Annotated in this window: 12 protein-coding genes and 3 tRNA genes; 11 read left to right on the top strand and 4 right to left on the bottom strand. The window is 57.0% G+C overall.

Annotated elements, in window-relative coordinates:
- Positions 1-106 precede the first annotated feature (106 nt).
- The 4 genes from FN633_RS17470 to rsmC all read right to left on the bottom strand — a co-directional run bounded on the left by FN633_RS17470 (position 107) and on the right by rsmC (position 1641).
- Positions 107-192: transfer RNA gene (locus FN633_RS17470), tRNA-Leu, on the bottom strand.
- A 45-nt stretch (positions 193-237) separates the two neighbouring features.
- A tRNA-Leu gene (locus FN633_RS17465) sits at positions 238-323 on the bottom strand.
- A 29-nt stretch (positions 324-352) separates the two neighbouring features.
- A tRNA-Leu gene (locus tag FN633_RS17460) sits at positions 353-439 on the bottom strand.
- A 173-nt stretch (positions 440-612) separates the two neighbouring features.
- Entirely contained in the window at positions 613-1641 is a 1029-nt protein-coding gene (gene rsmC, locus FN633_RS17455; RefSeq protein ID WP_154058607.1) for a 16S rRNA (guanine(1207)-N(2))-methyltransferase RsmC, read from the bottom strand.
- Between the two features lie 104 nt (positions 1642-1745).
- Between rsmC and FN633_RS17450 the strand changes: the two genes are divergently transcribed.
- The 11 genes from FN633_RS17450 to deoB all read left to right on the top strand — a co-directional run bounded on the left by FN633_RS17450 (position 1746) and on the right by deoB (position 11945).
- On the top strand, positions 1746-2159 hold the full coding sequence (locus FN633_RS17450; protein ID WP_154058605.1) for a DNA polymerase III subunit psi: 414 nt from the start codon (positions 1746-1748) through the stop codon (positions 2157-2159).
- Positions 2128-2568, top strand: a complete 441-nt coding sequence (gene rimI / locus FN633_RS17445) for a ribosomal protein S18-alanine N-acetyltransferase (RefSeq protein WP_154058603.1) — start codon at positions 2128-2130, stop codon at positions 2566-2568. The genes FN633_RS17450 and rimI overlap by 32 nt, the downstream gene beginning before the upstream one ends.
- 16 nt (positions 2569-2584) lie before the next feature.
- Positions 2585-3262, top strand: coding sequence for a pyrimidine 5'-nucleotidase (yjjG, locus tag FN633_RS17440; protein WP_154058602.1), 678 nt, complete (start codon positions 2585-2587; stop codon positions 3260-3262).
- A 91-nt stretch (positions 3263-3353) separates the two neighbouring features.
- Positions 3354-4943, top strand: a complete 1590-nt coding sequence (prfC, locus tag FN633_RS17435; protein ID WP_042388248.1) for a peptide chain release factor 3 — start codon at positions 3354-3356, stop codon at positions 4941-4943.
- A gap of 345 nt (positions 4944-5288) precedes the next feature.
- Positions 5289-5909 (top strand): molecular chaperone OsmY, encoded by a 621-nt coding sequence (gene osmY, locus FN633_RS17430; RefSeq protein WP_042388246.1) that lies wholly within the window; start codon positions 5289-5291, stop codon positions 5907-5909.
- A gap of 129 nt (positions 5910-6038) precedes the next feature.
- Positions 6039-6200: a DUF1328 domain-containing protein gene (locus tag FN633_RS17425; RefSeq protein ID WP_002437547.1), complete on the top strand. Its 162-nt coding sequence runs from the start codon at positions 6039-6041 to the stop codon at positions 6198-6200.
- Positions 6201-6316: 116 nt separating this feature from the next.
- Positions 6317-7390, top strand: coding sequence for a patatin-like phospholipase family protein (locus FN633_RS17420; RefSeq protein WP_154058600.1), 1074 nt, complete (start codon positions 6317-6319; stop codon positions 7388-7390).
- Positions 7387-8160 carry a TatD family hydrolase gene (locus FN633_RS17415; RefSeq protein ID WP_154058598.1) on the top strand — a complete coding sequence of 258 codons (774 nt, stop codon included), beginning with the start codon at positions 7387-7389 and terminating at the stop codon, positions 8158-8160. Before FN633_RS17420 ends, FN633_RS17415 begins: the two co-directional genes overlap by 4 nt.
- Before the next feature lie 285 nt (positions 8161-8445).
- Positions 8446-9225, top strand: a complete 780-nt coding sequence (deoC, locus tag FN633_RS17410) for a deoxyribose-phosphate aldolase (protein WP_154058596.1) — start codon at positions 8446-8448, stop codon at positions 9223-9225.
- A 106-nt stretch (positions 9226-9331) separates the two neighbouring features.
- Positions 9332-10654: a thymidine phosphorylase gene (gene deoA, locus FN633_RS17405; protein WP_154058594.1), complete on the top strand. Its 1323-nt coding sequence runs from the start codon at positions 9332-9334 to the stop codon at positions 10652-10654.
- Between the two features lie 67 nt (positions 10655-10721).
- On the top strand, positions 10722-11945 hold the full coding sequence (deoB, locus tag FN633_RS17400; protein WP_154058592.1) for a phosphopentomutase: 1224 nt from the start codon (positions 10722-10724) through the stop codon (positions 11943-11945).
- Positions 11946-11980: the final 35 nt, after the last annotated feature.

Below are 11980 nucleotides of genomic sequence, written 5' to 3'. Positions count from 1 at the left end.
TGCTGCTGCCGTCGGGTATTGCCTTGATGGGCGGGATAGTGCTGATGGTAATGAATATGAAAATAGGGTGAAACGGGAGAGGTCGTACCGGGGAGAGCAAGATAAGTGGTGCGAGGGGGGGGACTCGAACCCCCACATCCAAAGGACACTAACACCTGAAGCTAGCGCGTCTACCAATTCCGCCACCTTCGCACAGCTATCTTACTTTTTTACCTCTTATTCTTGATATCGCCTCGTTGGTGCGAGGGGGGGGACTCGAACCCCCACATCCAAAGGACACTAACACCTGAAGCTAGCGCGTCTACCAATTCCGCCACCTTCGCCCAGTGCGAGCAATATCAATCGTGATTTATGGTGCGAGGGGGGGGACTCGAACCCCCACATCCGTAAGGACACTAACACCTGAAGCTAGCGCGTCTACCAATTCCGCCACCTTCGCAGACCATCGATACTTTTAAAGTATCGTAACCACGGAGGCGCATTCTAGATGTTTTATACCGTTCGTCAACAGTTAATTGTGTGGGATAGAATAACTGCTGCAAAATTCATCGCGAACGGCCCGTAGGCCCGGTGGCGCTGCGCTTACCGGGTCTACGGGCTGGCCGAATCTGATTAACGCTTCGCCTGGCGGGTCATTACCGTACGGTAAACCTTAAACCGCCCGGTCTGGGCCAGCACTTCGTGGAAGCCAAAGGTTTCGTCCAGCACCTGCGGATAAGGCAGGAAGGCGTTAGCTACAATACGTAGCTCGCCGCCGCTGTTCAGATGGCGTACCGCGCCGCGGATCAGCGTCTGCGCTGCCTCCAGGCTGGTCTGCAAACCATCGTGGAACGGCGGGTTAGAGATGATCATATCGTAACGTCCGGTCACCTCAGAGAAGACGTTGCTGGCAAAGACCTCGCCCTCAAAGCCGTTTGCTGCGAGGGTCGCGCGGCTGGCTTCTACCGCCGGGGCGCTGACGTCACAGAGCGTCAAACGGACCTTCGGTGAGTGGCTGGCCAGCACCGCAGAGAGCACGCCCGCACCGCAGCCGATATCCAGTACCTTGCCTTTGGTGTGCGGCGTCAGGGTAGAGAGCAGCAGCTGGCTGCCGCTGTCGAGGCCATCACGGCTGAACACGCCCGGCAGAGTATGGATAGTCAGATCGTCCAGCGTATAGCTCCCACCAAATGCGGTGGCATCAAACGCAGGCTGCTTCTCCAGACGACCATGGTACAGGCCGCAGCGACGCGCGCTGTCGACCTTGTTCAACGGACAGTACTCCGCCAGCATCTGCTCGGCGCTGCGCACGCCGCTGCGGTTCTCGCCGACGACAAAAATATCGGTGCCCAGCGGCAGCAGAGAGAGGATGTTCATCAGCTGGAACTGGGCTTCCGGCTTGTTCTTTGGCCAGTAGTAGATCAGCGTATCGCTGTCGCCCACGTCGGCCTGTTCAGCCACGAGGCTAAAGCGGGCGTTGTCGCCCAGCTGGCGGCTCAACACCTGCCAGTGGTGAAACTGTTGGGTATGGGCGCGGCTCTCAGCGGTATCCAGACGCGCGGGCAGGTCGTCCTGCATATCTCCGGCAAACAGAACGCGGCTCTCTTCGAAATCATCACTGTGACGCAGCAAGACTTCACTTGCCGGGGTTAAAGCAGTCATGAAACAGCTCCTTAATAAACTCAGCGCTGGATTATAGTTGTTTGTTGGCGCAGATACGACGAATTTGCTATATTTGCGCGCCTGACATACAGGAGTGACCCGCTATGATTTCCCGACGCGACTGGCAGCTACAGCAGCTGGGCATTACCCAGTGGTCTTTGCGCCTGCCTGCGGCGTTACAGGGCGAAGTCGCTGTGTCACTGCCCGCGCATATCCGTCTGGTGATGGTGTCAAACACGCTCCCCGCGCTCAGCGAGCCGCTGGTGGGCGATATCCTGCGGGCGCTGACGATAACCCCGGATCAGGTGCTGCAGCTGACCCCCGACCGCGTGGCGATGCTGCCCCCGGAGAGCCGCTGTAACAGCTGGCTGCTGGGCACTCACGAGGCGCTGACGCTGGAAGGCGCACGCGTCCACTCTCCCGCGCTCGATGAACTGCGGGCAAACCCGGCGGCACGAGCCGACCTATGGCGACAAATCTGCGAGTATGAACACGATTTCTTCCCTCAGCACGGCTGACCTCACGCACGCTTTTGCCATTGAGCAACGCGCCCATGCTTTTCCCTGGAGCGAAAAAACTTTCGCCAGTAATCAGGGTGAACGCTACCTGAACCTGGGGCTGACGGTTAACGAGACGCTGGCGGCGTTTGCCATTACCCAGGTCGTTCTTGACGAAGCCACGCTGTTTAATATCGCGGTCGATCCCGAGTTTCAGCGCCGCGGGCTGGGGCGAGCGCTGCTTGAGCATCTCATTAGCGAGCTGGAGAAGCGTGACGTACTGACGCTGTGGCTGGAGGTGCGGGCCTCAAACGCGGCGGCTATCGCCCTCTATGAGAGCCTGGGCTTTAACGAGGCGACAATTCGCCGCAACTACTATCCAACCGCTGACGGGCGCGAAGACGCCGTAATTATGGCTTTGCCGCTTTAATAGAAAAGGTAATGTAATGAACTGGGACTGGATCTTCTTTGATGCCGACGAAACGCTGTTTACCTTCGACTCATTCAGCGGACTACAGCGGATGTTTCTCGACTACAGCGTGACCTTTACCGCTGAAGATTTTCAGGACTACCAGGCGATCAATAAGCCGCTGTGGGTGGATTACCAGAACGGCGCTATCACCTCTTTGCAGCTTCAGCATCAGCGTTTCCAGAGCTGGGCCGACCGCCTCAGCGTGCAGCCGGGCGATCTTAACAGCGCCTTTGTTAACGCGATGGCCGAAATTTGCGCCCCGCTGCCGGGGGCGGTCTCACTGCTGAACGCCCTGCAGGGCAAGTGTAAGATGGGCATTATTACCAACGGCTTTACCGCGCTACAGCAAATTCGCCTGGAGCGCACCGGCCTGCGTGACCATTTTGATCTGATTGTGATCTCCGAGCAGGTTGGCGTGGCGAAGCCGCACCCGCATATCTTTGATTACGCGCTGGAGCAGGCGGGCAATCCGGCGCGTTCCCGCGTGCTGATGGTGGGCGATACCGCCGAGTCCGATATTCTGGGTGGCATGAACGCCGGATTAGCAACCTGCTGGCTCAATGCACACAACCGCACGCTGCCGGAGGGGATCACCCCGACCTGGACCGTGACCTCGTTGAGCGAACTGGAGCAACGCCTGTGTAAACACTGATTGCCTCCCCCCTATTGATGGGTAAAATAGCCGCAATTTTTCGTATTCAACATGCGTGGCGATGTGCCGCGTTTACTAAGAAGATTCAATTATGACGTTGTCTCCTTATCTGCAAGAGGTGGCCAAGCGCCGTACTTTTGCCATTATCTCTCACCCGGACGCCGGTAAAACCACCATTACTGAAAAGGTGCTGCTGTTCGGACAGGCGATCCAGACCGCCGGTACGGTAAAAGGCCGTGGCTCAAGCCAGCACGCAAAATCCGACTGGATGGAGATGGAAAAGCAGCGTGGGATCTCGATCACCACCTCCGTGATGCAGTTCCCCTATCACGACTGCCTGGTAAACCTGCTGGACACCCCGGGGCACGAAGACTTCTCTGAAGATACCTACCGTACCCTGACGGCGGTGGACTGCTGTCTGATGGTCATCGACGCCGCGAAAGGGGTTGAGGATCGTACCCGCAAGCTGATGGAAGTTACCCGTCTGCGCGATACGCCGATCCTGACCTTTATGAACAAGCTCGACCGTGACATCCGTGACCCGATGGAGGTGATGGACGAGGTTGAGAGCGAGCTGAAGATTGCCTGCGCACCGATTACCTGGCCGATTGGCTGCGGGAAGCTGTTTAAAGGCGTTTACCATCTCTATAAAGATGAAACCTACCTGTACCAGACCGGTAAAGGGCACACCATCCAGGAGGTCCGTATTGTTAAGGGCCTGGATAATCCGGATCTCGACGTTGCGGTCGGTGAAGAGCTGGCCGCGCAGCTGCGTGACGAGCTGGAGCTGGTGAAGGGCGCGTCTCACGAGTTCGATAAAGATCTCTTCCTGGCCGGTGAAATTACCCCTGTCTTCTTTGGTACCGCGCTGGGTAACTTCGGCGTTGACCATATGCTGGACGGTCTTGTCGAGTGGGCACCGACGCCGATGCCGCGTAAAACCGATACCCGTGAAGTGGAAGCTAAAGAGGAGAAGTTCTCCGGCTTCGTCTTTAAAATTCAGGCCAACATGGATCCGAAACACCGTGACCGCGTGGCGTTCCTGCGCGTCGTTTCCGGGAAATATGAAAAAGGCATGAAGCTGCGCCAGGTACGTATCGGCAAGGATGTGGTGATCTCTGACGCGCTGACCTTTATGGCGGGCGACCGTTCGCACGTTGAAGAGGCGTATCCGGGCGATATCATCGGCCTGCACAACCACGGCACGATCCAGATCGGGGATACCTTCACCCAGGGCGAAATGATGAAGTTCACCGGTATCCCGAACTTTGCCCCTGAGCTGTTCCGCCGCATTCGCCTGCGCGATCCGCTGAAGCAGAAGCAGCTGCTCAAAGGGCTGGTTCAGCTCTCGGAAGAGGGTGCGGTACAGGTGTTCCGTCCGATTGCCAATAACGATCTGATCGTGGGTGCGGTCGGGGTGCTGCAGTTCGACGTGGTGGTTGCGCGCCTGAAGAGCGAATACAACGTAGAAGCGATCTACGAATCGGTTAACGTAGCGACCGCCCGCTGGGTAGAGTGCAGCGACGTGAAGAAATTCGAAGAGTTCAAGCGTAAAAACGAGATCCAGCTGGCGCTGGACGGCGGGGATAACCTGACCTACATCGCGCCGACTATGGTCAACCTCAACCTGACCCAGGAGCGTTACCCTGACGTTCAGTTCCGTAAAACGCGCGAACACTAATCACCTCTGCTCTCCAGAGCACGGCAGCCGCCGTGCTCTGTCACTTTCCCTGTCTTATTAGTCCCTTGCGGAATGTTCTTAAATAGCCCGCTTTTTGCTTTTATCGCCTGTTTTTTATCTTCTCTCCCAAGCGCTTTTTAAATTGTTGGCTATATTTAACAAAGTGATTACCAAACGTGTGGATGAATGCACTGTTCAATGCGTGAATAAAAGCGTTTCATCCCACACTCTTTTTTAGTCACATGATTAATCGCTGTACGACAGGGTGTTATTCACCTTAGCAGCAAAGTGGCCTTGATGGCTGCTCAAAGCCCAAAACGTGGGCAAACTGAAAGGAATAGATCGATGACTATGACAAGACTGAAGATTTCTAAAACCCTGCTGGCTGTTGTATTAGGTTCTGTTGTTGCAAGCGGTTCTGCCATGGCAGAGACCAGCGCAACTGACAAAGCGCAATCTTCGGCGCACAGCGCAGGTGAAAAAATCGATAGCTCTATGAATAAAGTCGGTAACTTCATGGACGACAGCGCGATCACCGCCAAAGTTAAAGCAGCGCTGGTCGATCACGACAGCATTAAGAGCACCGACATCTCTGTCAAGACTGACAAAGCTGTTGTCACCCTGAGCGGTTTCGTTGAGAGCCAGGCGCAGGCTGAAGAAGCGGTAAAAGTTACTAAACAGGTTGAGGGCGTCAAGTCCGTTAGCGATAAGCTGCACGTGCGCGACGGCAAAGACTCTTCTGTGAAGGGCTATGCAGGTGATACTGCTACCACCAGCGAAATTAAAGCTAAGCTGTTAGCTGATGACATCGTTCCGGCACGTAAAGTGAAAGTTGAAACCACCGATGGTGTGGTCCAGCTGTCCGGTACGGTGGATTCCCAGGCACAAATCGAACGTGCGGAGAGCATCTCCAAAGCGGTCGATGGTGTGAAAAGTGTGAAAAACGATCTTAAAGTTAACAAGTAATCTCATAATGCGATCCCCCGCAGTGTAACGGGGGACGTGAGCATCACACCGAGTAAGTATCGCCGGTGAGTAGCCTGAGCACTCACTAACAGCGGTAACGTTAACTATGGTAAAGGAAAGGAGAATCTTATGTTTCGTTGGGGCATTATATTTCTGGTTATCGCGTTAATCGCCGCTGCTCTGGGCTTTGGTGGCTTGGCGGGTACGGCAGCAGGCGCAGCGAAAATTGTTTTTGTTGTCGGGATCATTCTGTTCCTGGTCAGCCTGTTCATGGGACGTCGGCGTCCGTAGCGAGCCGTGAATTCCCGCTAATCGTAAAGCCAGTCCTTGTGACTGGCTTTCACGGTTTCTGACAGCCCAAAAATGCGATAGGCTTCTAATAACTAAAATAATGGAAGGAAAGCAGGGTGGGGCAGCGAATTCCCGTTACGCTCGGCAATATAGCGCCGCTGGCGTTGAGTTCCTTTCGCCCAGGGCGGCTCGCCTTAGTTTGTGAAGGCGGCGGTCAACGAGGCATTTTCACTGCCGGCGTGCTGGACGAATTCATGCGCGCGCAATTCAATCCCTTTGAACTCTTCTTCGGCACCTCCGCTGGCGCACAAAATATCTCGGCCTACCTCTGTCATCAGCCTGGTTACGCGCGCAAAGTCATCATGCGCTACACCACCTCCCGTGAATTTTTCAATCCGGTGCGCTTTGTGCGCGGCGGCAACCTAATCGATCTCGACTGGCTGGTGGAGTCTACCGCCAGGGATATGCCGCTGGCGATGGATACCGCCGCCCGCCTGTTTGACGTAGGCAAGCTGTTCTACATGTGCGCCTGCCGGGGCGATGACTACACCCCTGGCTACTTCTCGCCAACCAGCCAGACCTGGATGGATCTGATCCGCGCTACCAGCGCTATCCCCGGTTTTTACCGCAGCGGCGTTATGCTGGACGGGATTAACTATCTCGACGGCGGCATAAGCGACGCCATTCCAGTGCAGGAGGCGGCAAAGCGGGGGGCGAAAACCATCGTAGTGATCCGCACCGTGCCGTCGCAGATGTACTACACGCCGCAGTGGTTTAAGCGCATGGAGCGCTGGCTGGGCGAGGGCAGCCTTCAGCCTTTCGTTAACCTCGTTCACCACCACGAGAACAGCTATCATGCGATCCAGCAGTTTATTGAGAAGCCTCCTGGCAAGCTGCGGATCTTTGAGATCTACCCGCCGCGCCTGCTGAAGAGCATGGCCCTCGGCAGTCGCCTGCCTGCGCTGCGCGATGACTACAAGATGGGGCGGCTGTGTGGCCGCTACTTCCTCGCCACCGTGGGTAAGCTGCTGGTGGATGAGCCGCCGCTGCTGCGCCATGCGCCAAGAATTATCACCCCGGCGACGGTGGTCGTACCGCCTGCGGTGGTGGCAAACGATGTGCTGACCACCCCGCTGGTCGATGCGCCGCAGGCCAACGATACGACCTTCAATAACGAGAACCTGGCATGACGCAACGTTTTATCGATACCCACTGCCACTTTGACTTTCCGCCCTTTACCGGCGAGGAGGCGCAGAGCCTGGCTCAGGCCAGCGCAGCGGGCGTTGAGGCGATTGTCGTTCCTGCCACCGAAGCGGCCAATTTTCCCCGCGTGCTGGCGCTGGCGGAGCGGTTTGACGCCGTCTATGCCGCGCTGGGCCTTCACCCGATCGTGATAGAAAATCATACGCCAGCGTGCATTGACAGATTGGCCGAGCAGCTCGCCGCACGGCCTACCCGGCTGGTGGCGATAGGGGAGATTGGGCTGGATCTGTATCGACAAGATCCGCAGTTTGATAAGCAGGAACAGCTGCTTGATGCGCAGCTGCGGCTGGCAAAGCAGTACGATCTGCCGGTGATCCTTCACTCCCGGCGTACTCATGACAAGCTGGCGATGCATCTCAAGCGTCATAGTCTGCCGCGCACCGGCGTCGTACACGGTTTTGCGGGTAGCCTGCAGCAGGCCCAGCGTTTTGTCGAGATGGGCTACCGGATTGGCGTCGGAGGCACTATCACCTATCCGCGGGCGAGTAAGACCCGCGACGTTATCGCCCGCCTGCCACTCTCCTCTTTACTGCTGGAGACCGATGCGCCGGATATGCCGCTCAACGGTTTCCAGGGACAGCCTAACCGCCCCGAGCAGGCTGCCCGCGTCTTTACCACACTCTGTGAGCTACGTCCGGAGTCCCCGGATGAGATAGCTGCTACGCTTCTTGATAATACCTATCAAACGTTTATGTGAAAATTTTATCATTTCTCTCCCGCCTGGCGCGATATTCCGTCGATATGTCGCGTTTTAGGGCGCTGTTATGTTAGAATTCTAACATGTCAGCCGTTCCGGGCAGTGCCGCAACGAACGGCTTAAACAGTGACGTATCTCACATTGATATTGTGCAACATTGCATGACGTTTTTATTAACTGTGATGTTCGTCGAAGTGTCGTGGCGGGAGGATGTTAGAATAGTAACAGACCCGCCCGGTTAAACAATGAACCGGCAAACGCCGTCTTCAGCTTCTGGAGAGTGTTATGACTGATTTAACTGCAAGCAGCCTGCGCGCATTGCAACTGATGGATTTGACCACCCTGAACGATGATGACACCGATGCGAAAGTGATCGCCCTGTGTCACCAGGCGAAAACCCCGGTAGGTAATACCGCCGCCATCTGCATCTACCCGCGTTTTATTCCGATTGCGCGTAAGACGCTGAAAGAGCAGGGCACGCCGGAGATCCGCATCGCCACGGTGACGAACTTCCCGCACGGCAATGACGATGTTGAGATCGCCCTGGCAGAGACGCGCGCGGCCATTGCCTACGGTGCGGACGAAGTGGACGTGGTGTTCCCTTACCGGGCGCTGATCGCCGGCAACGAGCAGATCGGTTTCGATCTGGTTCAGGCCTGTAAAGCCGCCTGTGCAGAAGCCAACGTGCTGCTGAAGGTCATCATCGAAACCGGCGAGCTGAAAGAGGAAGCCCTGATCCGTAAAGCTTCTGAAATCGCTATCAAAGCAGGCGCAGACTTTATTAAAACCTCTACCGGCAAGGTGCCGGTCAACGCCACCCCGGAGAGCGCGCGCATTATGCTGGAAACTATCCGCGACCTGGGCGTGGAGAAAACCGTAGGCTTCAAACCGGCGGGCGGCGTGCGTACGGCAGAAGATGCCGCGCAGTTCCTGGCCATTGCCGACCAGTTGTTCGGCGCAGAGTGGGCTGACTCACGTCACTACCGCTTTGGTGCGTCTAGCCTGCTGGCGAGCCTGCTGAAGGCCCTCGGCCACGGCGACGGCAAAAGCGCAAGCAGCTATTAAGAGTCGATTCGCCTGATGGCGCTTCGCTTATCAGGCCTACTGGATCGTAGGGCGGGTAAGCGTAGCGCCACCCGCCAATTCTGATGCTATACACCAGGGGGTTACCTTGTTTCTCGCTCAAGAAATCATTCGAAAAAAACGCGATGGCCATGCCCTCAGCGACGAAGAGATCCGCTTTTTTATCAACGGCATTCGTGATAACACCATTTCAGAAGGTCAGATCGCCGCGCTGGCGATGACCATCTTCTTCCATGACATGGCAATGCCGGAGCGCGTCTCCCTGACCATGGCGATGCGCGACTCGGGTACGGTGCTGGACTGGAAAAGCCTCAGCCTGAACGGCCCGATTGTCGATAAGCACTCTACCGGCGGCGTGGGCGACGTAACCTCACTGATGCTTGGCCCGATGGTGGCAGCCTGCGGCGGCTACGTACCGATGATCTCCGGACGCGGTCTGGGCCACACCGGCGGCACCCTCGACAAACTGGAAGCCATCCCCGGCTTTGACATCTTCCCAAGCGATACCCGCTTCCGGGACATTATTAAGGATGTTGGCGTCGCGATTATCGGCCAGACCAGCTCTCTCGCCCCGGCAGACAAGCGCTTTTATGCCACCCGCGACATTACCGCCACGGTTGACTCTATTCCGCTGATTACCGCCTCTATTCTGGCGAAAAAGCTGGCGGAAGGGCTGGATGCGCTGGTCATGGATGTGAAAGTGGGCAGCGGGGCGTTTATGCCTACCTATGAACTGTCTGAAGCGCTGGCCGAAGCCATCGTTGGCGTCGCCAACGGCGCAGGCGTGCGCACCACGGCCCTGCTGACCGATATGAACCAGGTCCTCGCCTCCAGCGCCGGTAACGCGGTGGAAGTGCGCGAGGCGGTGCAGTTCCTGACCGGTGAATACCGCAACCCGCGCCTGCTCGACGTCACCATGGCGCTGTGCGTGGAGATGCTGATCTCCGGCAAGCTTGCCCGCGACGACGCCGATGCCCGCCAGCAGCTGCAGGCGGTGCTGGACAACGGCAAAGCGGCAGAGGTCTTTGGCCGCATGGTGGCCGCGCAAAAAGGTCCCGCTGACTTCGTCGAAAACTACGCAAAATACCTGCCGACGGCGACCCTCAGCAAGGCGGTCTACGCCGATACCGAAGGTTTTGTCTCGGCGATGGATACCCGCGCGCTGGGCATGGCGGTGGTGTCGATGGGCGGCGGTCGCCGTCAGGCTTCCGACAGCATCGACTACAGCGTCGGCTTTACCGATATGGCCCGTCTGGGAGATAGCATTGACGGTCAGCGACCGCTGGCGGTGATCCATGCCAAAGACGAAGCCAGCTGGCAGGAAGCGGCGAAAGCCGTGAAGTCTGCCGTCACGTTAGACGATCACGCTCCCGAAACCACGCCAACCGTCTATCGTCGCATTACTGAATAGCTGTATACTGATCTGATCGATTTTATTTGAAGCACTCATTTTCTGAAGCACTAAGTACGGAGAAAATATGAAACGTGCATTTATTATGGTGCTGGACTCTTTCGGCATCGGCGCTACCGAAGATGCGGACCGTTTTGGCGATGCAGGCTCTGATACGCTCGGCCATATTGCCGAAGCCTGTGCCAAAGGTGAAGCTAACACTGGCCGTCAGGGCCCGCTGAACCTGCCTAATTTAACCCGTCTGGGCCTGGCGAAGGCGCATGAAGGCTCAACCGGCACCATTCCTGCGGGGATGGACGGTAATGCGGAGATCGCAGGCGCTTACGCCTGGGCGCATGAGCTCTCTTCCGGGAAAGATACGCCGTCAGGCCACTGGGAGATCGCCGGCGTGCCGGTTCTCTTTGACTGGGGCTACTTTTCCGACACCGAGAACAGCTTCCCACAGGAACTGCTCGACAAGCTGGTAGAGCGCGCCGGGCTGCCGGGCTATCTGGGCAACTGCCACTCCTCCGGGACGGTGATTCTGGATCAGCTCGGTGAAGAGCATATGAAAACCGGCAAGCCGATTTTCTACACCTCTGCCGACTCGGTGTTCCAGATCGCCTGCCATGAAGAGACCTATGGCCTGGATAAACTCTACGAGCTGTGCGAAATCGCCCGTGAAGAGCTGACCGAAGGTGGCTACAACATTGGCCGCGTGATTGCGCGTCCGTTTGTTGGCGACAAGGCGGGTAACTTCCAGCGTACCGGTAACCGTCACGATCTGGCGGTAGAGCCGCCGGCACCGACCGTTCTGCAGAAGCTGGTGGAAGAGAAAGATGGCCAGGTGGTATCGGTAGGTAAAATCGCCGATATCTATGCCCACGTTGGTATCACTAAAAAAGTGAAAGCCACCGGCCTGGACGCGCTGTTTGACGCTACCGTTAAAGAGATGAAGGAAGCGGGGGATAACACCATCGTGTTTACCAACTTCGTGGACTTCGACTCCTCCTGGGGACATCGCCGTGATGTATCAGGCTACGCGGGCGGCCTTGAGCTGTTCGACCGTCGTCTGCCGGAGCTGTTAGCGCTGGTGGAGGAGGGTGACATCATCATCCTCACCGCTGACCACGGCTGCGACCCGACCTGGACCGGTACAGACCACACCCGTGAGCATATCCCGGTGCTGATCTACGGCCCGAATGTCAAGCCTGGCTCGCTGGGCCACCGTGACACCTTCGCGGATATCGGCCAGACGCTGGCATCGTACTTTGGTACGTCGCCAATGGAATATGGCAAAAACATGCTGTGATTATTTGGGCGGGGGCGCTCCCGCCCTTTACCTTT

The organism is Pseudescherichia vulneris (assembly GCF_902164725.1).
Lineage (GTDB): Bacteria > Pseudomonadota > Gammaproteobacteria > Enterobacterales > Enterobacteriaceae > Pseudescherichia > Pseudescherichia vulneris.
The sequence above is the reverse complement of the archived record's forward strand: the minus strand, read 5'-3'. Positions and strand labels throughout refer to the sequence as shown.